Annotated in this window: 24 protein-coding genes; 17 read left to right on the top strand and 7 right to left on the bottom strand. The window is 44.0% G+C overall.

What is annotated here, in order from left to right; all coding sequences use genetic code 11:
• Nucleotides 1-188: 188 nt before the first annotated feature.
• Nucleotides 189-1,070: an AraC family transcriptional regulator gene (locus K1M91_RS14160; RefSeq protein WP_232802693.1), complete on the bottom strand. Its 882-nt coding sequence runs from the start codon at nucleotides 1,068-1,070 to the stop codon at nucleotides 189-191.
• A 176-nt stretch (nucleotides 1,071-1,246) separates the two neighbouring features.
• Between K1M91_RS14160 and K1M91_RS14155 the strand changes: the two genes are divergently transcribed.
• The 6 genes from K1M91_RS14155 to K1M91_RS14130 all read left to right on the top strand — a co-directional run bounded on the left by K1M91_RS14155 (nucleotide 1,247) and on the right by K1M91_RS14130 (nucleotide 8,769).
• Nucleotides 1,247-2,395 carry an iron-containing alcohol dehydrogenase gene (locus tag K1M91_RS14155; RefSeq protein ID WP_232802692.1) on the top strand — a complete coding sequence of 383 codons (1,149 nt, stop codon included), beginning with the start codon at nucleotides 1,247-1,249 and terminating at the stop codon, nucleotides 2,393-2,395.
• A gap of 274 nt (nucleotides 2,396-2,669) precedes the next feature.
• Complete coding sequence (locus K1M91_RS14150; protein WP_232802691.1) at nucleotides 2,670-3,023, top strand: hypothetical protein; 354 nt, start codon at nucleotides 2,670-2,672, stop codon at nucleotides 3,021-3,023.
• 265 nt (nucleotides 3,024-3,288) lie between these two features.
• Complete coding sequence (locus K1M91_RS14145; protein WP_232802690.1) at nucleotides 3,289-5,283, top strand: DUF2298 domain-containing protein; 1,995 nt, start codon at nucleotides 3,289-3,291, stop codon at nucleotides 5,281-5,283.
• Nucleotides 5,284-5,285: 2 nt separating this feature from the next.
• On the top strand, nucleotides 5,286-7,358 hold the full coding sequence (locus K1M91_RS14140; protein ID WP_232802689.1) for a DUF2298 domain-containing protein: 2,073 nt from the start codon (nucleotides 5,286-5,288) through the stop codon (nucleotides 7,356-7,358).
• Nucleotides 7,359-7,409: 51 nt separating this feature from the next.
• Nucleotides 7,410-8,384 carry a glycosyltransferase family 2 protein gene (locus K1M91_RS14135; RefSeq protein ID WP_232802688.1) on the top strand — a complete coding sequence of 325 codons (975 nt, stop codon included), beginning with the start codon at nucleotides 7,410-7,412 and terminating at the stop codon, nucleotides 8,382-8,384.
• Complete coding sequence (locus K1M91_RS14130) at nucleotides 8,338-8,769, top strand: GtrA family protein (protein ID WP_232802687.1); 432 nt, start codon at nucleotides 8,338-8,340, stop codon at nucleotides 8,767-8,769. Before K1M91_RS14135 ends, K1M91_RS14130 begins: the two co-directional genes overlap by 47 nt.
• A 91-nt stretch (nucleotides 8,770-8,860) precedes the next feature.
• On the opposite strand, the gene K1M91_RS14125 is transcribed toward K1M91_RS14130, so the two are convergent.
• Together K1M91_RS14125 and K1M91_RS14120 are read right to left on the bottom strand one after the other, a co-directional pair.
• A complete protein-coding gene (locus K1M91_RS14125; RefSeq protein WP_232802686.1) occupies nucleotides 8,861-9,538 on the bottom strand; it encodes a 2OG-Fe(II) oxygenase in 678 nt (225 codons plus the stop codon).
• 131 nt (nucleotides 9,539-9,669) lie between these two features.
• Nucleotides 9,670-10,026 carry a HopJ type III effector protein gene (locus K1M91_RS14120; RefSeq protein WP_232802685.1) on the bottom strand — a complete coding sequence of 119 codons (357 nt, stop codon included), beginning with the start codon at nucleotides 10,024-10,026 and terminating at the stop codon, nucleotides 9,670-9,672.
• A 121-nt stretch (nucleotides 10,027-10,147) separates the two neighbouring features.
• Here K1M91_RS14120 and K1M91_RS14115 point away from each other — a divergent pair, with 121 nt between their 5' ends.
• The 3 genes from K1M91_RS14115 to fadA all read left to right on the top strand — a co-directional run bounded on the left by K1M91_RS14115 (nucleotide 10,148) and on the right by fadA (nucleotide 14,594).
• Nucleotides 10,148-10,486 carry an N-acetylmuramoyl-L-alanine amidase gene (locus K1M91_RS14115; RefSeq protein WP_232802684.1) on the top strand — a complete coding sequence of 113 codons (339 nt, stop codon included), beginning with the start codon at nucleotides 10,148-10,150 and terminating at the stop codon, nucleotides 10,484-10,486.
• A gap of 775 nt (nucleotides 10,487-11,261) precedes the next feature.
• On the top strand, nucleotides 11,262-13,406 hold the full coding sequence (gene fadB / locus K1M91_RS14110) for a fatty acid oxidation complex subunit alpha FadB (protein ID WP_232802683.1): 2,145 nt from the start codon (nucleotides 11,262-11,264) through the stop codon (nucleotides 13,404-13,406).
• 12 nt (nucleotides 13,407-13,418) lie between these two features.
• Entirely contained in the window at nucleotides 13,419-14,594 is a 1,176-nt protein-coding gene (fadA, locus tag K1M91_RS14105) for an acetyl-CoA C-acyltransferase FadA (protein ID WP_232802682.1), read from the top strand.
• A 42-nt stretch (nucleotides 14,595-14,636) separates the two neighbouring features.
• Here the strand turns inward: fadA and hdfR are convergent, their stop codons facing one another.
• Complete coding sequence (hdfR, locus tag K1M91_RS14100; RefSeq protein ID WP_232802681.1) at nucleotides 14,637-15,482, bottom strand: HTH-type transcriptional regulator HdfR; 846 nt, start codon at nucleotides 15,480-15,482, stop codon at nucleotides 14,637-14,639.
• Between the two features lie 107 nt (nucleotides 15,483-15,589).
• Here hdfR and K1M91_RS14095 point away from each other — a divergent pair, with 107 nt between their 5' ends.
• A complete protein-coding gene (locus K1M91_RS14095) occupies nucleotides 15,590-15,931 on the top strand; it encodes a DUF413 domain-containing protein (protein WP_232802680.1) in 342 nt (113 codons plus the stop codon).
• A gap of 61 nt (nucleotides 15,932-15,992) precedes the next feature.
• Here the strand turns inward: K1M91_RS14095 and K1M91_RS14090 are convergent, their stop codons facing one another.
• Nucleotides 15,993-16,973, bottom strand: a complete 981-nt coding sequence (locus tag K1M91_RS14090) for a zinc transporter ZntB (RefSeq protein ID WP_232802679.1) — start codon at nucleotides 16,971-16,973, stop codon at nucleotides 15,993-15,995.
• Between the two features lie 239 nt (nucleotides 16,974-17,212).
• Between K1M91_RS14090 and K1M91_RS14085 the strand changes: the two genes are divergently transcribed.
• Genes K1M91_RS14085 through K1M91_RS14075 form a run of 3 tightly spaced genes read left to right on the top strand, consistent with a single transcriptional unit; the run spans nucleotide 17,213 to nucleotide 19,628 of the window.
• On the top strand, nucleotides 17,213-17,644 hold the full coding sequence (locus K1M91_RS14085) for an ATP-dependent zinc protease (protein ID WP_232802678.1): 432 nt from the start codon (nucleotides 17,213-17,215) through the stop codon (nucleotides 17,642-17,644).
• Nucleotides 17,645-17,656: 12 nt separating this feature from the next.
• Complete coding sequence (gene rimK, locus K1M91_RS14080) at nucleotides 17,657-18,562, top strand: 30S ribosomal protein S6--L-glutamate ligase (RefSeq protein ID WP_232802677.1); 906 nt, start codon at nucleotides 17,657-17,659, stop codon at nucleotides 18,560-18,562.
• Nucleotides 18,549-19,628, top strand: coding sequence for a succinylglutamate desuccinylase/aspartoacylase family protein (locus K1M91_RS14075; RefSeq protein ID WP_232802676.1), 1,080 nt, complete (start codon nucleotides 18,549-18,551; stop codon nucleotides 19,626-19,628). The genes rimK and K1M91_RS14075 overlap by 14 nt, the downstream gene beginning before the upstream one ends.
• A gap of 56 nt (nucleotides 19,629-19,684) precedes the next feature.
• Here K1M91_RS14075 and K1M91_RS14070 read toward each other — a convergent pair whose 3' ends face one another.
• Nucleotides 19,685-21,022 carry a magnesium transporter gene (locus K1M91_RS14070; protein WP_232802675.1) on the bottom strand — a complete coding sequence of 446 codons (1,338 nt, stop codon included), beginning with the start codon at nucleotides 21,020-21,022 and terminating at the stop codon, nucleotides 19,685-19,687.
• Between the two features lie 22 nt (nucleotides 21,023-21,044).
• Nucleotides 21,045-21,608: a mechanosensitive ion channel domain-containing protein gene (locus tag K1M91_RS14065; RefSeq protein ID WP_232802695.1), complete on the bottom strand. Its 564-nt coding sequence runs from the start codon at nucleotides 21,606-21,608 to the stop codon at nucleotides 21,045-21,047.
• 289 nt (nucleotides 21,609-21,897) lie between these two features.
• Between K1M91_RS14065 and K1M91_RS14060 the strand changes: the two genes are divergently transcribed.
• From K1M91_RS14060 to K1M91_RS14045, 4 genes are read left to right on the top strand one after another with little or no spacing between them, the layout of a single operon-like run.
• Nucleotides 21,898-22,854: a DUF523 and DUF1722 domain-containing protein gene (locus K1M91_RS14060; RefSeq protein WP_232802674.1), complete on the top strand. Its 957-nt coding sequence runs from the start codon at nucleotides 21,898-21,900 to the stop codon at nucleotides 22,852-22,854.
• Nucleotides 22,855-22,913: 59 nt separating this feature from the next.
• Nucleotides 22,914-23,744, top strand: a complete 831-nt coding sequence (locus K1M91_RS14055) for a MerR family transcriptional regulator (RefSeq protein WP_232802673.1) — start codon at nucleotides 22,914-22,916, stop codon at nucleotides 23,742-23,744.
• A complete protein-coding gene (phrB, locus tag K1M91_RS14050) occupies nucleotides 23,741-25,120 on the top strand; it encodes a deoxyribodipyrimidine photo-lyase (protein ID WP_232802672.1) in 1,380 nt (459 codons plus the stop codon). Before K1M91_RS14055 ends, phrB begins: the two co-directional genes overlap by 4 nt.
• A gap of 38 nt (nucleotides 25,121-25,158) precedes the next feature.
• Nucleotides 25,159-25,584 (top strand): nuclear transport factor 2 family protein, encoded by a 426-nt coding sequence (locus tag K1M91_RS14045; protein WP_232802671.1) that lies wholly within the window; start codon nucleotides 25,159-25,161, stop codon nucleotides 25,582-25,584.
• The last annotated feature ends 8 nt before the right edge of the window (nucleotides 25,585-25,592 follow it).

Genomic DNA, 25,592 nt, shown 5'->3' with positions numbered 1-25,592 from the left:
CGATGGTAGTGTGGGGTTTCCCCATGTGAGAGTAGGACACCGCCAAGCGCCAAATAAGCTCATAGTGAGCAGTAGAAGCCCGATTCGAAAGAGTCGGGCTTTTTTACGTTTGAAGAAAAAACTCACACCAAACAAAAAACCACTCGAAAGTGGTTTGATAAAGGGCTCTGTTGATTCATTTCGAGTAGCTAAACTGTAATTTTTTTGGGGGTTGTTTGAAAATGTCTTTTAAACTCTCGACTAAATTGAGAAGGACTGCTGTAACCCACCAAATGAGCTGCATCATTGACCCTTTTACCTTCTAATGTGATCAGTTCTTTTGCTTTATTAAGGCGAACTTTCTTTAAATATTGTAACGGTGATTCTAGTGTTACCTGTCGAAAAGCGCGATGAAATGCCGATATACTCATACTCGCGCTGGCAGCTAAGTTGTCAACAGTAAGCGGTTGGGAATAGTCTTGATGTACTAAAGTGAGCGCTTTGGCTACGCGCGCATAATGGCCATCTTGCTTGGCAAGATTAAACAAAACATTACCTCTCGGCCCTGTCAAAATTCTATAAATCAGCTCTGTGACAAGGTGCTCTCCTAAAATTTCGGCTTCAGCATGGTTTAGTAATGACTGCAGTAACCTTTCACAAGTCTGCAGCATCGCTTGATCCATTCGTTCTGCGACCAGTCCACACTCAGGAGCGACCGAAGCGGTTGTGTTAGCGTGATGCTTTTCTAGTTGGTTAACCAGTTGCAATAATGTATGTGGATCTACGTCAATGGCGATGCCATAAATAGGTTGGTCATCTCGGCTAAAAGCTTCACATTCTAGCGGCAAAGGCACACCTAGCACCAAGTAATCACCTGGCCCGTAACTGAACGCCCGCTCATTTAAATGCACCCTTTTGTCACCGTGCCCCATAATGATAATGCCAGATTGATACAACAAAGGTTGGCGCTGGCTACTCTGGCCAGTACGATAAAACTTAACGCTTTTTATCGCAGTATCAACAACGCCGTCCAGCTTCTCTAAGTTGTGCTGTATTGCATAAGACAACATCAATTGACCTAAGGGGTGCATGCTCTACCCTTTTTTGATAGCGGTAAATAAAATCCAACATATCTCTTTTGGTAGGAATAGGCAATAAATCGCGCAGAATATGCCTATTTTAAAGTGGATTTAGCGACTAATATACATGCTTAGGTTGTATAAACCACTTAGAACCCCATAACTGCAAGAGACTGCGAGGGCATCGAATGAAATTTTCTTATGTGAATCCAACACAGATCCATTTTGGTCAAGGGCAAATAGCCAGCATTAGTCATGCTATCCCGAGTGATAAAAAGGTACTGTTTTTGTACGGTGGCGGCTCGATTAAACACAACGCTGTTTATGACCAAGTAGTTGATAGTCTGAAACAACATCAGTTTGTAGAGTTTGCCGGTGTTGAAGCCAACCCAACGGCTGAAACGTTAGATCGCGCGGTTGAACTGGTGAAAGAACAACAGCTTGATTACATCCTCGCGGTGGGCGGTGGCTCGGTGATAGATGGCGCTAAATATGTGGCTGCAGCCTCGCTATATGATGGTGAAGGTTGGGATATTTTGACAGGTAAGCACCAAGTGACCAAAGCTTTACCCATTGGTGCTATCTTAACATTACCGGCCACTGGGTCTGAATCAAACATGGGGGCTGTTATCACTCGTGCAGCCACTCAAGATAAGTTGGCTTTCTTGGCGCCGGCAGTGCAGCCTGAGTTTGCTGTAATGGATCCAGATGTAATGAAAACCTTACCAGAGCGTCAGTTGATAAACGGTATTGTGGATGCTTGGGTACATACTTGTGAGCAGTACTTAACCATGCCAGTTGGCGCATTCGTACAGGATGGCTATGCACAAGCGCTATTAACTAGCCTTAAAATGTTGGCTGAGCAATATGAACAACGCGATAATGATCAATGGCGAGCGAACTTAATGTGGACAGCTAACCAAGCGCTAAATGGCTTAATTGGGTCAGGTGTGCCACAAGATTGGGCGACACATATGATCGGCCATGAGCTGACTGCTTTATACGGTGTTGATCATGCCCGCTCATTGGCTATAGTACAGCCGTGGCTGCTCCGCAATCAGATTGAAGCAAAGCGCGTAAAGTTAGAGCAAATGGGCCAAGCGGTATTTAATCTGGACCCCAGTGAAGATTTAGCTGAGCGTACAATCGATGCCATAGAGCACTTTTACCAAGGTTTAGGCGTTGCCACTCAGCTGGTTGAATATGGTAGCGATAAAGAGGCTGCAATTAATACTATCCTTGCCCAGCTAGAGCAGCATGGCATGGTGGCACTTGGTGAGCATCAAGCTATAACACTTGAGCGCAGTCGTGAAATATTAACAGCCGCGCTTAAATAACCTAATCACACGGGCAAAACTAATCATTTTGTCCGTATTTCTCATTAAAAAAGCTATTGATAGCCTCTAAAATAAATAATTTAGTCATTAAAATCTAAAACTGAAACTAAATTAGACCTAGCCAACATTTTTTTTTCAATTCATCAGGCAAAATTTGTCTCTAGTACTGTTTATAGTTTGAACAGTTCGTTCTTTGCAAGGATGTAGAGACGGGTCAGAGTAATTGTTATGACAACTTTTATTTCAATTGCTTATTTATAAAGGAGTAGGGTGTATGATTTTTTATTTTGCCATTTTTGCTTTGCTGGGGATTACCTTTGCATTGTTGTACAAACAACGTCGAGCGGATGTTCGTTTAGTTAAGAAACTGATTAATAGTCAGACTTTTTATTTAAATAATAGTCCTATTGCTGGTGACAATCTTTCGTTGGTGTCTGTTATTCGCAGTACGCCAAAGCAAAAAGTTGGATTAGAAACACACTTCACTATTTATTGCTTTGATAAAGAAGTACAAAAACCCCTTTGTGTGACATTAGAGTTAGTTCATAACAAACTCAAAAGAGCAGAAATTCGTCAGTCGAAAGGGCTACAATTGCAGAATGTAATGGATAATTTAGTACTTGATTGATTTAAAAGGGTTTCTCAGTATAAATTGACTAGGCTACCATTGGGTAGCCTTTTTTATACCAAGCGTTATGATCAAATTCTTGTTTACCAGCGTTTTTTTGCTGGAAACCCGCAGTTACTAGCATTTTTTTGCCAAACAGGTCGAAGATAAACGGGCTGTTGTTTGTTACACTGCACGCTCCTGAGACAAGGATTGTAACGGGAAGAAGCTACTTAACTGGCTTAGGCCAATTAATCATTTCGCACTATCATGGAAGTTTTGGGCTATGAGTCTGATTTTTTTAGCAATGACCTTGCTAATTCTCTGCACGAATTTGGCTGCAGTGGCCGTTGTTGGGCAACGATACTTGGGGCATTATGCGGTTGGTAAATTCGCTGGCACCTTATTATTTTGTCTAGTTTTATTCTTTACTGAGCATTACATTGGCTTGGGTCAGTTGCATTGGCTATGGCCTCTCACCACTCTTGCTTCTGTTTGGTTTTTGTATCAGCAACGACAATGTTTTAAGCAAATGCTGTGGAAGCACGAAGTCGTATTTGTTATTGGCTTGCTCTATGGTTTGCTCTGGAAGATGGCTTTTCCGGATATTGATGGTAGCTCAGAAGCACTTACCGACTTGTCCTTTGTCAGTAACTACTATGCTGGCGCCCAGCTGCCTCCGCCAGATAACTGGCTACCGGGTTACACTTTCAATTTCTACTACGGTTTTCAGCACTATGCTGCAGCTTTAATGGGCCGAATCCTAAACCTTAGTGTTGGTCATACCTATAATTTAGCCAGCGCTGTGATGATGGCGTTTATGTTTAGCTTAGTGTGGTCAATTGTCAGCACTTGGTGTCGCAACAAATACTTAAAAATTGTACTGTTGTTGGCAGTTGTAGCAGGTGGCACGGGTGTTTCCCCTTTTGTTTCTTACCTTTATGACTATCCAGAGAATCAACCGACTTATTCTGCGCAAAGTAAACTGTGGGCTAGCGTGCGCTATATCGGTATGTACGATGCTAGGATGAATACTGAGTTTGCTAAAGAAACGCTAGGAGTTGCACCTGATACCAATTTGGAGTTGCCACTTGAAACCATCGGTTATCTGACCTTTCAAGGTGATTATCACCCACCTTTAGGTAGTTTTGCTTTATTGCTGCTAGCCCTTGCCTGTATTTTCCAATTAGAGCGTATTAATACTCGTTTATTTCAGCAACGCATACTAACCGCTATTTTAGTGGCAACCGGGCCACTGATGTTAATTACGAATACTTGGGTGGTGCCATTACAAGCGTTACTGGTTTTTGGTTGGCTGATATATCGTCAGGTTAGTGGCCGTTCACTTTGTTATAAATCTGTTTTGATTGGCGGTCTGGTTCCGCTGATCCTGTCTTATCCTTTTTTATTTGAATTCACCAGCCAAGCGTTAAGTACGCCGATAAAGTGGGTTGCTGCAGGCCAACACGTTGATTTTAAACAATGGCTTTTGGTGTTATGGCCGCTACTTTGTTTATGGTGCTTAGCGGCATTTATGGTTCGTAAATATCCTATTGTTGCCTTTATTATGGTAATGAGTGGCTTGTTTTTGGGCTTGGCAGAGTTAGTTATTATTGATGACCCCATGGGTGGTGTGTGGGAGCGTTTCAACACCAGCTTAAAATGGTGGTCATGGACCCAAGTTTTCATGTTAGTTGCTTTGGGCAGTATATTATTTGCTAAACAAAGCAAGTGGTTGCGCTGGGTTAGCTTGATCCCGGTATTAGCGTTGGGTAGCTATAGCATTACCATGATTGAGTATTTCGACGCTGCGGACAAGTCATCGTTTGGTAAGCTTAATGGCCATCATTGGCTAACTAAGTTGCCAGAAAATAGGCAAATGCTGCAATACCTAAAAGACGCACCTGATGGTGTGGTGTTAGAAGGGCTAGATCGTATGGCTTACACCTCTGCATCGGCAATGGCATTGTTTGCCAATAAACCTTCATTTACCGGTTGGCCGTCGCATCAAAAGCAATGGCGTAGTAACTCTGACTTTATTTACCAACGTGGGCGTGAAGCGCAGCTACTGTATGAAGGGAAATTAGACAATAGCTTGGATTGGTTAGCAAAGTATAAAATTGAATACATTGTTTATCGACAATCAGATTTTGATCGAAACAAACAGGGTTGGCTGTTGATCCAGCAGCAGATTGCCCGCGATTATGTTTGGCTGCCGTTTAAAGAATATGGCGATTTAAGACTGGGTATTTGGCAGCGTAAAGAACAAGGAAGTCATTAACCATGCATTATATTTATCTCACCCTCACGCTGGGGATTATTTGGCTTAACCTAGCGGGCTTAACCTTGTTTTGCCGTCGTTGGCTACCTAACTTTGCTTTAGCGCGTGCCTTAGGCGTTTTACTGTTTGCCCTAGTGTTCTTCTTTGTTGAACACTTTGTTGGTTTAGGCTCACTGAACTGGCTCTGGCCTATCACCTCGCTGGCCAGTGCTTATCTAGTGCACCAACAAAAGGATCAGCTTAAAGCCAATGGCTTTTGGAGTGCTGAACTGGTATTTGGTTTGGCATTTTTATATGCCTTTATATGGCGTTTTTCACTGCCTGCTATCAATGTCAGCTCAGAGCGCATTACCGATCTCTATTTTATAAGCAACTACATGGGCGGTGACACGCTCCCCCCTGATGATAATTGGTACTCTCCTCATAAATTTGATTTCTACTACGCATTCCAGCATTACCTAGGTGCGCTCATTGGGCGTATTTTCAGCCTAGATATAGGTACGACATACAATTTATCTTTCTGTATTTTAATGGCTTTACCGGTCACGTTAGCGTGGCACTTAGCCGGTCATTTTGTGAAGTCTTCTTGGCTTAAATTGCTATTAGTCGCCACCTTAGCTTTTGGTGGCACCGGCTTATCACCGTTACTGCACTTAGTTTATAAACAGCCTGCCGAGCCACAAATTCTGCAACAAGGATTTGTTGAAACAGCCAGTGAGCGCGATATTACTAATGCGGAAAATAGCTATCGTCATCAGTTCTCTAATCATGCTTTTATGAATTTAGTACGGGGTGCTCGTTTTACCGGTTCTCATGATGAAAATGCCCACGAGGGCGGTGATAAAACCAATGCTGAGATGGCGGAAATCTTCTTTCCAATCGACAAGCCAAATGAACAGTTTGAGCTGCGCGTCCTACCACTAGAAAACTTTGGCTATCAGTATTTTGTTGGTGATTATCATCCTCCGATAGGCGGCTTTTTAATACTGTTAATTACACTAGTATTGATCATGACTATTCAAGCACAGCAAGCAGTGCGTTTGTGCACCGCGATGTTAGGCGCCACGGTGCCGTTGATGTTGATCACCAATACTTGGGTATTTCCGTTGCAAGGTTTGTTACTTTGCGGCTGGTTAGCGTTAACTTACTGGCAAAAGCAAAAGCCGGATTGGGCGGCTCTTATCGGGGGCGGCTTATTTGCCGGAATATTGGTATATCCATTCTTAATTGGCTTTACCAGTGGGGGCGTATCCACGCCAGTTAAGTTAGTAACAGGTGATGATCATACGCCTTGGGCACGCTTCGTTGGTATGCAGTGGCCAGTGTTAGCCTTGATGCTATTGGCACTATTTGATCGAAAGTGGCGTCAATTGACGGTGGTGTTCTTGCTTACGTTTGGCTTGTTATTGCTGATCAGCGAAATGATTTACATTGATGACCCGACTGGCGGTAAGTTTATCCGTACCAATACCGTGATGAAATGGTGGGGCTGGATATATGTTGGCGCATTAGTCTTGTTTGGCGCTATCTGTTTAGGTGCAGAAAAGCTATGGATCAAAGTGCCTGCAATCATTGTATTGTTGCTGACCGCTAGTGCGGGGATCGACGTGGTTAACTATCTCACTCACTCTAATAAAGCACACATGGGTAAGCTACAGGGACATGAATGGTTTACTAGCAACCCTGAAAACCGCGACATGTTTAATTTTTTAAAACAAGCTCCGCGCGGGGTGGTATTAGAGAACGTGCCTAATAACGCTTACATGCATTCCAGTGTCTACGCTATTTTTAACAATAAGCCGGTGTTAATGGGTTGGCCTTCTCATTTGCGCACTTGGCATGGCGAAGTGCCACAAGTGTGGAAAATGACAGAAAAAATACGCAGCTTTTATGCTGGTACTTTAGGTGGAAGTCGTGATTGGCTGCAAGCTCACCGCGTAGAATATGTGGTATTTGATGCTGGCCAGCAGCAAAACTGGCATGCTATAAACGAACAAATAAAAAGCCATTATGATTGGTTTGGCTTTAATCGCAACGGTCAGCCGCCAAAAGGGATTTGGATGCGCCGCCAATAATAATTAGATATTACGTTTTCTCAAGGAAGAGAGACATTAGAAGGGGAACATATGGTTATTAACCCAGAGCTTAGCGTCGTGGTATGCGTGCTGAACGAAGAAGAAAGTATCGATCTATTTTTGGATACGCTGACACCAATCTTAGAGCAGGCGGTATCGTCTTATGAGATATTGTTTGTTAACGATGGCAGCACAGATAAAACCTTTGAGATCCTGCATCAAAAAGCACTTGATCCTGATAGCCATGTACGCTTAATCAATCTATCGCGTAACTTTGGTAAAGATGTGGCACTAACCGCAGGCTTAGACAATGTTAAAGGCCAAGCGGTGATCCCGATGGATGTGGATTTACAAGATCCACCTGAATTAATTACTGAAATGGTCGAGAAATGGCGCCAAGGTGCTAATTCCGTGGTGGCCGTTCGTAGTGATCGACGTGACGATAACTTTGTTAAACGTAAAACGGCGATGGCCTTTTATCGTTTGATCGGTCGGATCAGCAAGGTGGATATTCCGCAAAACGCCGGTGACTTTCGTTTGATCGATCAAAAGGTTCTGGATGTAGTGCGTAAAATGCCGGAAAAGGCTCGCTTTATGAAAGGCTTATTTGCTTTTCCTGGGTTTAAAACCGAGTACGTTTATTTCCATCGTCCACAGCGTGCTGCTGGCGAAACCAAGTGGAACTACTGGAAGTTGTGGAACTTTGCTCTAGACGGTATTTTAGGCTTCTCCACAGCTCCTCTTAGGATCTGGAGCTATCTTGGTGCCGGTGTCGCCGTTATCGCGTTTCTTTATATGGCATTTACTATTTTCAAAACCTTAGTGCTAGGTGTTGAAGTGCCTGGTTATGCTTCTTTAATTTCCTTAATTTTATTTTTCAGTGCGATAAACCTGATTGGTATTGGGATATTAGGTGAATATATCGGACGAATCTTTGAAGAAGTGAAAAGTCGGCCATTGTATGTAATTGAGGGAATCTATGACAGCCATGATCAGCAAGCTGAAGCATCAGATAAATGTGCATAATATAAACCTTGGTCAGCTGGTTTCTTTTGCTGTTGTTGGAGTAGGGGCGACGCTCACCCATGCGATGGTATTTCATGCTTTGTACGCTTGGGTGAATGTTGCGCAATTACCGGCCAACATTTTAGGTTTCTTAGTGGCTTTTAGCGTGTCTTATTTGGGGCAATTTAAATGGACTTTTAAGACCGAGGCTCAGGCCGTCACTAGCCAGAAAAAAGCTTTTATTCGCTTTGCAAAGACCGCTGCTATCGGTTTGTTACTTAACTTAACGTGGGCTGGAATAACCATCGACTGGTTAGGGCTACATCATTATGTTTATTTGGTGTTACTGACCTTTGTTACCCCTGTTGTCATTTTTGCCCTAAATAAATTTTGGGTGTTTAAGTAAAGATCTCCAAGTTATGCCTGAACCGACATGAAATGACCGCTAATAAGGTACATTTTGTTTCGATGCAGGCTTGGCTTTGGCGCTGAAATGCCTAGCGCGGAGGGTCTAACTTTTCGGTATTGTTAACCCTGAACCAGCCTGCGATACTGTATCGGTCTCGCATTGCGGGTAGCACTTCATGAGGAAACTCCTCACTTAAAAATATCACCATAGTGCCGAAGGTAGGCATTACTTTTTCTAAAATCGTATTTTGATTGTCGGGATCATGTTCAGGGTAGAGCACTAACTCGCCACCATCTTCCGTAGTCCAGCTTGGGTTCAAGTAAAAAACGGTCGTTAAAACTCGGTTGGCTTCGCCACGAAACGCATCCATGTGTTTCTTATAAAAAGCGCCAGGGCGGTAGTGGGCGAAATGACTTTCATAAGAAAACAAGCCAAGAAAGAGGCGTCGATTTAAAAAGTTTTGTAGTCGCTTATTCCAATCTAACCATGCCTGTTCAACAGGGGTTTTACCATCAATCCAGTGAATTTCATCACGGCGCACAAAATTATTCTGCATGTGATCTTGTTGTCTGCCGATACCTGCCATACTAAAGGCTTGCTCTGGCATTTGGCTAGCCTGTAAAAATAACCCTTGGGTTAAGTCGGGCTCAGAAATTAAGGCATCAGGAATAATACAGTAGCCTTGCGTGATTAATGCCTGAGCGATTGCCTCAAAGTGAGTTGGAATGCCATCAGAAGGGGGCTGTTGTTTAATTAACGCAGACATGAGCTCAATCCAAATAAGTCGGCTGACTATTTACAGTAGAAAGAGCTTCAGAGTAAAACGAAATAATTTTGTTGTGGCGGTGAAGAGAAAGCAAGATAAGCAAACCTAAGTTTGCATATCTCTCTGGGGGCTTATTTTGCGACCAAGACAGTGCCTTGGAATCTGATACCACTCCAGCCGTACTTAATAAAATTGCGAATATTGCCGTGGTCGTTACCTTCAGGGTTTTGCAGTACATCTTCACGGTAAAAGCGTCCAAATAAAGCCAGTGTCTGCGCTTGATCTAGCAGGTTCAATTGAGCGAAGGCAAATAAACGGCATGAGCCTTCATTGGTGCCAGCGGCATTAACGACAAGATCATTATCAGCACCATTACTAAACTCTGTCGGGCTGTAGTCATAATTAGCTTCAATGACAGCCATCACATCATTAAACTCAATACTATTTGGTTGGTTTTTTAGTTGTGAAATTAGTTCCGCTATGCTCATTGCTAGTCCTTGTGCTTAGATTAAAGTTAGGCAGTGATAGAAAGTCACCAACAGCCATAAAATAAAAGCATTAGTTTAAGTGATGAGGTTAGATAACTCCAACCCTAGCGAGGGATAAGCAGTGAGAATACAAAATATTAGTTTTATGATATTGAGCGCTTACCTGTGCTTCGCGACCGTTTGGGCTGACGAGGCACTAGTCATGTCGCCGCCGTTCAGCATTGAGGGAGTTGACCCATATTCGGAAGATTTATACTTGTACTTATCTGATGCTAATAAAGTACATCTAGCAATATCAATAGAAGGTGACGGGCAAATATTATTACTTAATGACCAGCCGCCAACTCCCGAGCAATTGAAAGTGTTGAAAAAAGCATTGGCTGACTTGCAGGACCAAAGGCCCATTGACCCACAAGCCAGCCAAGCTATTGACTACATAATTCAGTTTTTGAGCAAATAAGTTAAATTCACTATTTAGGCTAATGTATCTGTGACTGGTAAGACCCATTGTGCTTAGCATGAATCATTTGGGCCTTCTTGTGCCAGTATTCTGTTAACTGAGAAGCACACTGAAACACGACAAGAGGGAGAAATATTCCCAGTTGTAAAGCAAATATAACAGGCTGTTGTAGCGCAAACAGAGTTATAAGCATAGTTGGAATCAGAATGCTGAGTGCAATTATCTCTTTCATAAATCTCCCGCGCTTCTTAGTGATAAAGCAAATAATAGAGTAATAAGTCAAAAGTGCTAGTAAATTTATCAATTTTTTGTAAGTGCGTGATTAGCGATTCACTTTGGCCATTTATGCTATCCACTAATATATTGTTTAGCGGAGTATTTAATTTTAAGCCGCAGTTACCTGTTTCTAATATACCCAGTCAACCTGGAGATGCTTGATTTCAGCAAGATTTTACACGCGTTTAGGCAAGGCATTGATTGCAGGTAATGCCTTGCCCTTATCAAAATCAATAACACAGCATAAACGTGTGTAAAACGTGCCCTTTGGGAGCGCCGCCGTGTTTCCACTACGTTGTTACGCTAATTTGAAAGGTGCCTACATTCCTGCATTAGCGTGCCTACTATTGAAAACACGGTGGTGCTCTGAAACATGCATTTTCAAGTTAATTGGGTATAAATGTCACGCCTTGTTTATATTCACTGTCTAAACTTAGGGTTAAATCAGCAATATTTTCTCTCCGCATAATTGTTACGCCGCTGGGGGCAAGGAGGTTTAATGTTATATCAAAGTGATGCTCTAAGTGTGATTCAGCACGAGCATGGGATAGCTGAAATTCGTTTCGACAGTGCCGGTTCAGTGAACAAATTTGACCAATGCACCTTAGTCTCTTTCGAACAGGCGTTGCAATGCTTACAAGATATGAGTGAGTTGTCAGGGGTCATTATTAGCCATAATAAGGCTGACTTTATGGTGGGCGCTGATATTACCGAGTTTTTACCTAAGTTTGCCTTACCTGACAATGAGTTAAGTGAATGGTTGGTCAAAGCCAATGACATCTTTAATCAGTTAGAAAATCTAAATGTACCCACTATTACCGCTATGCGTGGCTTTGCGCTGGGTGGCGGTTGCGAATGTGCGTTAGCCAGTGATTATCGGATCGCGACTTCTTCTTTAGTAATTGGTTTGCCTGAGGTAAAACTAGGCATTATGCCCGGTTTTGGTGGTTCAGTACGTTTACCGCGCTTGATTGGTGCAGATAACGCCTTGTTGTGGATCACCTCTGGTAAACAGTTTAGCGCTCAAGCGGCACTGGTGGTGGGGGTGCTAGATGCCGTGGTTGACCATGATCATTTGCAGCATGCCGCTTTAGACATGTTGCGTGCAGCGATTGCTGGCAAGCTAAATTGGCAAGCGCGGCGACAGCAGAAAAAATCGCCACTCACCTTAAGTGCTGTTGAAGCGGGGATGTGTTTTGCTACGGCCAATGCCATGGTCGCAGTCAAGGCCGGTCATCATTATCCAGCACCTATTACCGCGGTAAAAGCCATCGAAAAGGCGGCAGGGTTGGCGCGTGATGAAGCATTAATGGTAGAAAACAAGCACTTCGTCAAATTAGCTAAAACCAATGTAGCCCGCTCGCTTGTAGGTATTTTTCTTAATGATCAGAATCTTAAACAACAAGCTAAAAAAATCGCTAAACAAGGTAAAGATGTTCAGCATTTAGCCGTGCTAGGTGCAGGTATCATGGGCGGGGGGATCGCTTATCAAGGTGCGAGCAATCAGTTAACAACAGTAATGAAAGACATCAACCCTGGGGCGCTTAAATTAGGCATGCGAGAAGCCAATAAGTTACTTAATAAGCAACTTGATCGGGGCCGAATTGATGGCCAAACCTTAGGTGAAACCCTCATTAATATCACACCGAGTTTACATTACGGCTCTCTCTCTAATGCCGATGTGGTGATAGAAGCCGTTGTCGAACACCCCAAAGTAAAAGCGCAAGTATTAGCTGAAACAGAGCAGCATGTTAGTCAAGATTGCGTGTTAGCCAGTAATACCTCCACGATACCCATTTCCTTATTATCTCGGAGTTTAGCCAACCCAGAACGTTTTTGTGGCATGCATTTTTTTAACCCGGTTCATCGCATGCCGCTGGTGGAAGTGATCCGTGGCGATCAAACATCAGAAGAAACCATTAATACCGTGGTGGCATTGGCTAGCAAAATGGGTAAATCAGCCGTTGTTGTGAACGACTGCCCCGGCTTTTTTGTTAACCGAGTGCTCTTCCCTTACTTTTTTGGCTTTACCTATTTAATTGCTAAAGGAGTGGATTTTGCCCAAATCGATAAGGTCATGGAAGGCCAGTTTGGCTGGCCGATGGGGCCAGCCTATCTGCTTGATGTGGTTGGTATTGACACCGCTCATCATGCCGGTGAAGTGATGGCGCAAGGTTATCCTACGCGGATGGCTAAACAACAAACGGATTGTATTGATATATTTTATCAAGCTCAGCGTTTTGGCCAGAAAAATGGTGAAGGCTTTTATCATTATGCTCGCGACAAAAATGGCCAGTTTGTTAAAGAGATTGCTTCGTCAGCATATGATTTACTCGCTCAACATTACCCTGCAGATGCCGTCATCGAGGATGAAGAAATCATCGATTACCTTATGATCCCAATGGTTAATGAAGTACTGCACTGTTTAGATGAAGGCATTATTGATTGTCCAGCACAAGCAGATATTGCGTTGGTTTATGGCTTAGGTTTTCCACCTTTCCGTGGTGGTGCTATTGCTTGGCTACAGCACCTTGGCTTAACGGCGTTTATCGCTAAAGCCGATGCTCTTAGTCATTTAGGGAGTTTATATCAGGTTCCTGAATCCCTAAGACAAAAAGCCATTGCTGGCGAAATTTACTATTAAAGGAGCGAAGCTATGGCTGAATTAAATTCAGTGGTCGTGGTTGATGCGATCCGAACGCCAATGGGGCGCAGCAAAGGGGGAATTTATCGTCATGTTCGTGCAGAGGACTTGAGTGCCCACCTAATGCAGCAGTTACTGCGACGTAATGATGCATTAAAGGCTGATGACGTCGAAGATATCTACTGGGGCTGTGTCCAGCAGACGTTGGAGCAAGGCTTTAATATTGCTCGCAATGCCGCCTTGCTGGCTGGGTTGCCAGTTAATATTGGTGCGGTGACGGTGAATCGGCTGTGTGGCTCGTCAATGCAAGCACTACACGATGCTTCGCGAGCCATTATGTGTGGTGATGGCGATGTGATGCTGGTAGGCGGGGTTGAGCACATGGGCCACTTACCTATGACTCATGGCGTCGACTTTCATCCTGGTATTGCTAAATATTCGGCTAAAGCGGCAGGAATGATGGGGCTTACCGCTGAACTGCTAGCGCGTAAATTTTCAATCTCACGGCAGCAACAAGACGAATTTGCTGTCCGATCACACCAACAAGCTTATGCGGCTAGTCAAGCAGGCTTGTTTGCAAATGAAGTGGTTAGTACCTTAGGTCATGATCAACATGGTTGCTTAACGGCGATAGAATTTGATGAAGTAATAAGAAGTGAAACCAATCTTGAGCAGCTAGCACAGCTGCGTCCAGTGTTTGACCCCGTCCATGGCTCGATTACAGCCGCTACTTCCTCTGCCTTATCAGACGGCGCCGCGGCGATGTTATTAATGAGCGAAGCCAGAGCCCATCAGCTCGGTTTACCTATTAAGGCAAAAGTGCGTAGCATGGCTATTTCTGGTTGTGAGCCTTCGGTAATGGGATTAGGGCCGGTAGAGGCGTCACACAAAGCGCTGCAGCGAGCGCAGTTAAGTCTAGCTGATATGCAGGTGATCGAGCTCAATGAGGCATTTGCTGCGCAATCGTTAGCGGTGTTACAAGGGTTGCAGCTGGATGACTGGCAAAGCAAGGTAAACTTGAACGGTGGCGCGATTGCCTTAGGTCACCCATTGGGTTGCTCTGGTGCGCGTATTTGCACCACCTTACTTAATGTGATGCAAAGTCAAGACGCTCAATTTGGTTTGGCCACCATGTGTATTGGCTTAGGTCAAGGTATCGCAACGGTGTTTGAGCGAGTTAAAAACTAACTCGCTGAACGATAAAAAAGGATGGTATTGCACTATCCTTTTTTATTGGTCATTTTGAAAATATTTTATCACTTGCTGAATTTGCTCAATTCGATCGCTATCGGGTAAGTAAGCCGCATAAACGCTGCGCTCTAAACTAATCGCATCGGCAATTTGTACCAGCTCGCCAGCCTCAACATATGATTGAATCAAAGCTTGAGGTAAAAAAGCGGCGCCGCCATTTTGCAGTATAAAGTCTAATCCGATGCGCACCGAGCTGGTGTGTAAAATGGGTTGCGGCAAATCAGAGAACTCTCGGGCATGCTGCATGTTAAATGCTGTGCCCCAATCAACTTTAATGTAGTTCTTTATATTTTTAACCAAAGGCTCGCAACTCATATCACTGCTGACCATCACCAACTCAACTTGCTGCAACAGTTCTCGTTTTATGTCGTCAACCTTAGGTGGATCAAACAATACTGCAATATCTAAACTGCGCTCAAGCAATTGACGGGACATTAACTGTGGTGAGATCACGTCTGCACGCAGAGCCAGACCGGGTAATGAGGTGTATACCAAATTGATATAGGGCTGTAAAAATGCGTCCCAAAGATTAGGGGCTGCACCAATAGATAGCTGTAATGCATTGTTTTCACTAAGCGCGATATCTTGTTGTGCGCGATCCCAAGCGTTTAGCATCGCCTCGGCATAGGGTCGCATTCGTTCACCCGCTGGAGTAATTTGAATGTTGTTGCGGTGGCGACTAAATAACTCTACACCTAACAGGCCTTCCAGCTGTTTTATTCTAAAGCTGACGGCAGAAGGAGTGAGGTATAAATTTTCGGCTGCCTTACCAAAGTGGCGCGTATGTCCCACTTCTAAAAAGGTTTTAAGTAGTTCGGTATCCATCAAAAACCTTCACGCTAGAGGAAAAAAAATTTTGATTTAGTAATTGCGAATAATGACTAAGATTCAGCTGAATGCAACTAAAATCAGCAAAAGAAGGAAAATTAATTATGGCTACCAGTTTTGTATGTGGTAAAGCTTTCTATGACGATCAGTCTTTTCCTTATGGTTTTAAACGTAGTGGTGATTTTACCATCAAGGAAGCAGAGCTATTAGAAGGTATTGGACACTCTTTGATGGCTTTGGCTAAAGGTGATCAATCGCCAATGACTGATGAAGAAGCGCGCTTTGTTAAAGTGGCGCAAGGCGAACTACCTGCTGAATCAGTCGTTGAGAAGGTGTGGATCAAGTACCGTACGCTAGCGAAAGGCAAGACGTTCTTTGGCGTAACCGGAAATCCAAATAAGAGCCAACTCAGTCGTGAAGTAGAAGCCGAAGAAGACGAAGAGTAAACATTACCATAGATAAAAAAACGGCAGCTTATGCCGTTTTTTTTATGTCTTAACAACAGCCTTACAGCCATTTTTTCCACCAAAACAAACCAATAAGTGAGCCTGTTAGCGCGAGCAGCAAGGCAATGAAAATGTAAAACGCCGCAGGATTTTCTGAGCCAGGAATACCGCCGACGTTAATGCCTAACAGCCCAGTTAAAAATCCTAATGGTAAAAAAATTGCGGCCACCACTGACATCACATACATGCGCTGGTTTAATTGCTCCGAAAGCAAATCCGAGCGTTCTTCGTAAGCAATTTGGGCGCGCTCGACAATCACTTCAAGCTCTTCGACATAGCGCATCAGGTGGTTAGCTGTTTCCTTAAACTCATGCCGAAACGCTTCGTCAATCCAAGGGTAATTACTTTCATAAAGTTTACTCAGTGCCGCTTGTTGCGGTGCAATATAGCGCTTTAAGGTAATGGTTTGACGGCGAATAGAAGATATCTCTTGGCCGATTGTTAACTCTTCTTCTTGGTATAGTTCATCTTCTATGTTGTCGATACGTTGCTCTAAACTATCGATAACATGCTGCATCCGCATGGTGAGTCGCTCAGTCAGGGAACTGATCACTTCCGTAATACAAGTGGGTCCATCACCCTGCGTCAGTTGTTTGCGAATATCGTCAATAGACAACAGACGGCGTTTTCGCGTACTGATAATGCGGTTGTCATCAACATATAGGCGAATCGAGACCATATCTTCAGGGGTTTCAGTTGGGTTTAAATTGACGCCACGCAGAAAGATTAAGCTGGCACTGCCGTAGTTAGTCCCTGTTACTCGCGGCCGAGTTTCCCCAGCTAACAATGCATCAACGACATGTTCAGATAGGCCTGACTCTTGTGTTATCCAGTGGCGAGACGCCGCGTCAGTATAATCAAAATGCAGCCATAGTTTTCCATCTTCAGGGCGCCATTCTGTTATGGCTTGATGAGTGTCAACAGGAGTGGCACCACCTTTACCATCGAGTAATAAGCCATGAACTAGACCATTTATTGGCATGTTAAATTCTCATTAAGTGGACAATTAGTGCCCTATCATAGCGGAAAAGCACTAGAGTATAACTATATACCCAATCAACCTAGAGATGCATGCATCTTCAAGTTGATTGGGTATATACGTGGTTGCTATAAATAATCACAAGGTCGTGTTATTTTGCTTGTGTGGTTAAGGGTTTAGGTATAAAAAGCATGCCCCTTAATAATCTCAGTTAAGCATGGGTAGGTACAAAGGAGTTTCATGTGAATAAAAACAAATTACAGGTGGGGTGGCGCGAGTGGGTTTCCTTGCCAGAATTGGGTATTTCACAGATAAAAGCCAAGGTCGATACAGGTGCGAGGACGTCCTGCTTACATGCATTTAAAGTAGAAGAATTTGAGCGTGATAACGCAACATGGGTGCGTTTTTGGCTGCACCCAGAGCAACAAAATAATGAGGTTGAGTTGGTCTGTGAGGCACCGGTTTCAGATCAACGTAAGGTAACCGACTCTGGCGGTCATACCGAAACGCGTTACGTGATTACGACTAAGCTTGAGATAGCGGCGCAGTCTTGGCCGATAGAAATAACCCTAACAAATCGCGACAGCATGATGTTTAGAATGCTGTTAGGGCGCACCGCGATGAACGGTCGCATTATTGTGGATCCGGAAGGTTCATACCTTGCCAGCCACTAGGAACTAAATGTAATGAAAATTGGTATTTTATCTCGTAACAGAAATCTTTATTCCACTCGTCGCTTGATTGAAGCGTGTGAGCAGCGCGGCCACGAAGTTAAAGTGATAGATGCGCTACGTTGTTATATGAACATCAATTCAGAGCAACCTGAAATTCATTTTAAAGGTGAAGAACTAAGCGGCTTTGATGCGATTATTCCACGCATTGGTGCATCCGTTACCTTTTATGGTTGTGCGGTTTTGCGCCAGTTTGAAATGATGGGCGTATACCCAGTTAATGAGTCGGTGGCGATCACTCGCTCGCGCGACAAATTGCGCTCAATGCAGCTACTGTCACGCAAAGGTACCGGCATGCCTATTACCGGGTTTGCCAGTAAGCCCGATGATGTTAAAGACTTATTAGACATGGTTGGTGGTGCACCTGTGGTGATTAAGCTGTTAGAGGGCACCCAAGGTATTGGCGTAGTGCTAGCAGAAACCCGCAAAGCGGCCGAAAGTGTTATTGAAGCCTTTATGGGCCTAAAAGCTAACATTATGGTACAGGAATACATTAAAGAAGCAGGTGGCGCGGATATTCGCTGTTTTGTCATTGGTGAAAAAGTGATCGCTGCGATGAAACGCCAAGCGGGTGAAGGCGAATTCCGCTCTAACTTACACCGTGGTGGCAGTGCTTCTTTAGTAAAAATTACCCCTGCGGAGCGTAGAACTGCCATTGCCGCAGCCAAAGCCATGGGGCTTAATGTGGCGGGGGTTGATTTATTACGCTCAAGCCGTGGCCCACTCGTGATGGAAGTCAACTCTTCACCTGGCTTAGAGGGGATTGAAAAGGCAACAGGCAAAGATATTGCTTCGTTGGTGATCGATTTTGTCGAGCAAAATGCGGCATCAAAAAGGACAGCGACACGTGGCAAGGGCTAAAAAGAATCGGTCATTTACCTTACTGGGTGAGGAAATCTTACCGGGTGAACGTAAAACATTAGCGTTAGAAGCGGCGAAGTTATATACCCACTCCACGCTGGACTTCCCCATTGAAGTGATTAATGGGGCTTATCAAGGTCCCGTGCTAATGGTATGCGCCGCGATTCATGGTGACGAACTTAATGGCGTGGAAATTGTTCGTCAGTTGTTGGCGAAAATAAATCCACAGCAACTCAAAGGAACCTTAGTTGCTGTGCCTGTGGTGAATGTATTTGGCTTTATTCATAAATCCAGATATCTACCTGATCGCCGCGACCTAAATCGGTGCTTTCCGGGGTCGGCAAGGGGCTCGTTAGGCTCGCGCATGGCGCACATGTTTTTTGATAATATCGTTAAACATTGTTCCCATATTATTGATTTACATACAGGTGCGATTCACCGTACTAACTTACCGCAAATTCGCGCTAATTTAGATAATCCTGCCACCAATGCCATGGCGTTAGCCTTTGGAACTCCTGTCATTATTGATGCATCTCTGCGCGATGGTTCGTTGCGTAGCGAAGCTGAAAATTTAAATGTGCCCGTTATTACCTATGAAGCGGGTGAAGCATTAAGGTTTGATCCCATTGCAATCGCGGCTGGTCTCCAAGGTGTTGAGCGTGTCATGCGCAGCTTAGGCATGCTGCGGTCGTCACGTAAAAAGCGTTTGAGTGAGCCAGTGATAGCGCGCTCAAGTAGCTGGGTTCGCGCTGAAAGCGATGGTATGTTACGTAGCCAAGTATCTCTAGGTGAGCGGGTCAATAAAGGCCAAATATTGGCTTACATCAGCGCACCGTTAGGGCATGGTGAGTGGGAACTAAAAGCGCCGCGTAGCGGCATCGTCATTGGCCAACAAACTTTACCGCTGGCCAATGAAGGTGATGCTGTGTTTCATATAGCCTTCTTTGCCGAGCCTGATCATTTGGTTGAGCAGCAAGTTGAAAGTTATATTGGTGAAGTGATCGAAGCGGATGACGAAATGTTGCGAGCAGGCTTTGTCCACGATAGTGGTCATTCACAGCCTTAATATTTTGTCCCAATAAAAAAACCAGCGTGAATGCTGGTTTTTTATACCTACTGATTCTATAAAATCAGTAGGGTTGCTGTCCCTAAGAAGGCAAAAAAGCCAACTACATCGGTCACCGTGGTTAACACCACTGAGCCTGCTAATGCAGGGTCGAGTTTTAGCTTGTCTAATACCATTGGAATGAGCACGCCGAATAATGCGGCGGTGATAATGTTGATACAAATGGCTAACGCAATAATGGCGCCGATCATTGGTGATTGAAACCAAAGTCCTGCCAGTAGGCCAATCACCAGCGCCCAAAGCAAACCGTTTAAAGCACCAATGCCACACTCATTTTTAATTAACGATATTAAGTTACCAGCAGAAACTTGATTCAGCGCCATGGCTCGGATCATCAAGGTTAAGGTTTGGCTACCAGCGATGCCTCCCATAGAGGCAACAATTGGCATGAGTACCGCAAGGGCGACCACTTCTGAAATCACATCTTCAAATAAGCCAATGGTGATGGAAGCAAAAATCGCTGTAACAAGGTTTATTCCCAGCCAAACAGCGCGTTTTTTCGCACTGTCGATCACTGGTGCGAATAAATCCTCACTTTCGCTTAAACCAGCGCGTGCCATTAAGGTGTTTTCATATTCCTCACGAATAATCGACATGCCTAAGCGCACACTAATTTGACCGATCAAACGATTATGCTCATTGACTATGGGTAGACAATCATATTCGGCATGTTCAATCAGCTCTGATGCTTCTAATAGCCCTAAATCGGCTTGCAATGCGGGTTGTTCTTGATCCGCTAAGCTTAATACTGGGGCGTCCAATGGTGCATTGAGTAATTTATGTGTCGCTAGCGTAGCGTAGTAAGTGCCATGTTTATCAACAAGATAAATTGTGGGCTGAGCATTACTGGGATCTCGGCTGATTAACCTTAAAGCATGGCGCACCCGCAAGCTTTTGGCCAACACCCACATTTTTCGCTCAGCGTAACGGCCTATTTCTTCATCGTTATACTCGTTAGCTTGATCATAGAGTTCAATTTCTTGTTCATCGATCAGGCTTAAGGCTTTTTGTACTATTTCATCGGGTAAGTAGTCGGCCCATTCAATTAAGTCTGCGTTGTCTAAACGAGATAAAACTAAGTCGAGTTCAATAGCTGAAAGGCTTTGAATGATCGAGTAACGCGCATCTGAACGCATTTCCGTCAGTACATCTACACTGTGGTTTAATGACAGACAGCGCCATAAATGAATACGTTTTTCTATCGGTTGAGACTCAAGAATCAGTGCCAATGCACCATCATCGAGCTCTTTTTCAGCCAAATTAAACAAGGCATCCTGCTGCTCTAGAGGGGCTGCAGAGATTTGTGAAATCACTTGGCTAATGTCTTGTTCCATGATGCCTCCTGTGCGAGCGCATTTAGGCCTGAGTTTTGCCTATTAGGCGTTTTGTGTGCACTTTCTTGGCTTTTTCCGGTGGTTGAGTGAGCACCATTACTGGGCGAACTATAAATAAGTTATTGGGGTAAATGACCTTGTTGCCATCTAAATTTTCCATTACCACATTCATCAAGCCCATTTCGATGATCCGGCCTTCCACAAAGTTTGCGCCATCAACCACTCGCACCCAGTGACCGACACGGCAGTCGTTTTGAATAAACAGTAACAAGAATGAAGTCAGGTTACTCAACAGTGACCAGCCCGCAAACAAGGCTACGCCGAGCATGGCAAATAGCGATGAGCCCACAACCAACAATCCGCGCAGCTCAATGCCCCAAATGATCAATAACAGACACAATAAGACAAAGGCAGAAATAATCTTTAACAATAATCCCGCGCGGTAGCGGCGATGGGGATCAATGCGGCCTCGTACCATATTTTCTAAGATACGATTTTGTATTTTTACAATTTTGGGAAAGCTAACAATGACCAGTATGGTAATTAGCAGCTTATATTGCTCCATGATTAAATAGATGACTTCCATCATTTTTTCCCACCCTAAAACAGTAGGGCAAATGTAAAGTAAATGCCTACAGGATCAACCTTTATTTCGATATTAAAGGAGAGAAAATCTTGTCCAGAAGAACAAATTATTCCAACTTGCCCTCAGTCCACAGTCAACTTTAAGCCATTAGCATCATCTTGTTTGAATAAAATGTAGAAAAAAACATAACCAAAGTGATCCAAAGCAATTAAATACTTGTACATATATTTGCTGTTAGTACAACTTTTGACTAACTTTAAAACACCTATTGCGTACAAGGACTTTGTTTATGTATCAGTTTGAGCCAGAAAAAATAAAAATCGGAATCAGTTCGTGCCTATTGGGCCAAGAGGTACGTTTTGATGGTGGCCATAAACAAAGTAAATATTGTCGTCATGATTTAAGCCAATATTTTGATTTTCAGCCAATTTGTCCTGAGATGGCGATAGGCATGGGGGCACCACGTAAAACTATTCGCTTGGTTAATCAACTGGGCGATATTCGTATTAAAGCCTCTGATGACAGCTTTGATGTGACCGATAAATTACGCGAATTCTCAGCTTCTAAATCGGCCCAACTAGCAGGTATTACTGGCTACATTTTTTGTGCCAAGTCGCCAACGTGTGGCATGGAGCGAGTGAACTTATACAAAGACGGCACCAAAGATGCCGTAAAAGAGGGGGTAGGTGTATTTGCTGCTCAGGTGATGAGTGATCACCCGCTTATACCGGTGGAAGAAGAAGGGCGATTAAACGACCCTATTTTACGTGAAAATTTTATAACCCGAGTTTTTGCTTACCACGATTGGCAAAAGCTGCGTGCAGCAGGTGTGACGCGTGATGCTTTATACAAATTTCACGCACGCTATAAATACTTGCTGATGGCTCATGATGTGAACTTGTACTACAAGCTTGGGCCATTGCTGGCTCATGGTGACGGTGATGCGGAAACAATCGCTGATCAATACATAGTAAAGTTTATGCAAGTGCTAAAAGGGCATCCAACACGTAAGAGCCACGCCAATACCTTGTCTCATATTCAAGGCTACCTAAAGCGTAGCTTGCGCAGTGAAGAGCGTCAGCAATTGGCTAGAACCATAGATAAATACCGTCAAGGCTTGATTCCATTAATGGCTGCAATGACCTTGATTAAGCATTATCAAAGTTTGTATCCAGATGCTTATATTGAGCAGCAAATATATTTAAATCCGCATCCTGAAGAGCTGAAATTACGCTATGAGCATTGATTTAATTATCAGGCTAAAAATTGAACCGTCGTATTAATAAAGAAAAATAGAGACATGTTATGAGTATTCATCAGGCGTTATATCCCATCCGCGAAGTGTCTGAGCAAACAGGGGTAAACTCGGTCACGCTGCGTGCTTGGCAGCGCCGTTTTGGTTTACTAAATCCACAACGAACCGCGAAAGGACACCGTTTATACAGCGAGCAAGATATTTCACGGGTACATGACATTGTAAGCTGGTTAGAAAAAGGGGTGCCAATCAGTCAAGTGAAGCCTTTATTGGAGCAACAACCGAGTAATGAAGTGCTGGATAACTGGCAGCAACAAATTGAGTTATTGCTGGCAGCTTCATTTGCACTAAAGGCGAGCAAGCTGAATCAACTGTTAGATCAACTTACCTCACTCTACCCTTATGGCTTAGTGATGAATAAAGTTTTGATTCCTTGGTTAAAGCAATGTGATGAAGACTGTGTCACTCGGGCTGATGGCACTATCGTGATGGTCTGGCTGCAACAACAAATAAAACAACGTTTTTACACCCGATTGCAGCTGGCTAATCAAACCAATCAAGGGCTTGCAGTTTGGTTGCTGCAAGTAGGAGAGCGACCTTGGTGGCAATTATTATTACAAGCTAATGAATGGGCTCTAGCGGGCTATAGAGTGACCACCTTACATCTACCTGATTTAACACCATTGCCGTTGGTGATGGACCGTATTGAAGCGAATGACATCCTATTTGATTTGCCGGCGCAAGTGACCACGAATCAAAAACAATTATTCAACCAGCTTGGTTCACATGCTTATTTAACCGGAGAGTTTGCTGTTTTGCATCAAGTTAATTTAGGTTTAAAAGTTGCCGACTGTCGCCAGCCAAAGGAGGCGTGGCAATGAATTTGGTTTGGTTAAGAAAAGACCTTCGTATTAGTGATAATCCCGCGCTAGCCGCTGCCATGGCCACAGGCCCTACTTTAGCGTTATTTATCAGCAGTCCTGCGCAATGGCATAAGCACAATCTTGCGTCCATTCAAGCAGATTTTATCGAGCAAAATTTACAATCTGTGGTGAATGAGTTGGCGCAGCTAGGTGTGGCAACCTTACATTATCAAGTGGATTTGTTTGCTGATATTCCTTCGTTTTTATTGGATTTTTGTCAGCAGCACCAAGTTGAGCAAATTTTTGCTAATACTGAGCCTGAATTAAATGAGGTGCGTCGTGATCGCGCTGTGCTAGAAGCTGGCTTGCCGTTAAAGTTATTTGAAGGCCATAGCATCATGGCACCGGGCACGGTTTTCACCCAAGCGGGCACCATGTTTAAAGTGTTTACCCCATTTCGCAAACAGTGGCTGGAAAAAGTGATGCAGCAATGGGTTCCGCCATTGGCTAAACCGATTGCCATTGGACCTGCGGTAGAGGCTATTAGCATTAAACTGGACTTTCCAAAGCGCGATAGCAGCGCTTGGTTAGCAGGTGAAGACGAAGCTCTGCAACGCTTAAGCACTTTTGTGCAGCATAAGGTAGCAGATTATAAAACTTATCGTGATATGCCTGCACTCGATCAAACCAGTGGCTTGTCGGGATACCTCGCGGTGGGGGCTATCAGTCCTAAGCAATGCTTGCATCAAGTATTACAACATTACCCCAGCGCATTAAGTGAGCCTGACAGTGGCGCATTTTGCTGGATCAGTGAGCTAGCTTGGCGCGACTTTTACCGGCATCTGTTGATTGCCCATCCAAAATTATCCATGGGCTATAACTTTATTCCTAAAGCCGCCAATATTCAGTGGCGTCAAAATGATGATGACTTTGCCGCTTGGTGCGAAGGCCGTACGGGCTACCCGTTAGTGGACGCTGCAATGCGGCAACTAAATGAAACCGGTTGGATGCACAATCGCTTACGCATGGTGGTGGCGAGTTTTTTAACCAAACATTTGCTGATTGATTGGCGTTGCGGTGAGCAATATTTCAGCCAGCAGTTAATTGATGCTGATTTAGCGTCGAACAATGGTGGTTGGCAGTGGGCTGCCAGTACAGGCTGTGATGCGCAGCCGTATTTTCGTATTTTCAACCCCATCCGCCAGAGCGAGCGGTTTGATCCCGATGGCAGTTTTATACGTAAATATTGTCCGGAATTGATTAATTTAACAGCAAAAAATATTCACATGCCAAAGGCCAATGAACGACCGATTCGTTATGTTAAACCGCTGGTGGAACATAGTGTTGCTCGCAAGCAAGCATTAGATGTATTTGCTGTGTTAGGCAAAGGTTAATCGATTAATTGAATCTTGATAGCTAGAAGGATGCGTGAGTGAAATCAGCCATAGTGAGCCAATTTGTAGAGCTGTACCAGCAGCTAGACAAAGACAATTTAGAGCGCTTGGGAGAGGTTTACGACTCTAATATACGGTTTGTTGACGCACTTCATGAAGTGAATGGCTTGGTGGCGCTGATGGAATACTTTGCAGGTTTATATCATTCCTTAGAACAATGTGATTTTGCCATTCATCAGGTGATTCAAGATCAGCAACAGGCCAGTCTTTTTTGGGTCATGACCTATCGCCATCCAAAGCTCAATGGCGGCAAGGCCATTAGTGTCCACGGGGCGAGTCACCTTAAATTTACCGATAAGATCACTTATCACCGTGATTATGTCGATCTAGGCGAAATGCTATACGAACACATTCCACTGCTGGGCGCTTGTATTCGCCAAGTAAAAAAACGTGCTAAGCGATGAGGAAGTAA

The sequence above is a fragment of the Motilimonas sp. E26 genome, assembly GCF_021278025.1.
In the GTDB taxonomy this organism is placed as follows: Bacteria; Pseudomonadota; Gammaproteobacteria; order Enterobacterales; family CBDFNC01; genus Motilimonas.
Note: the sequence above shows the minus strand (reverse complement) of the source record. Positions and strands in the feature narration are given on the sequence as shown.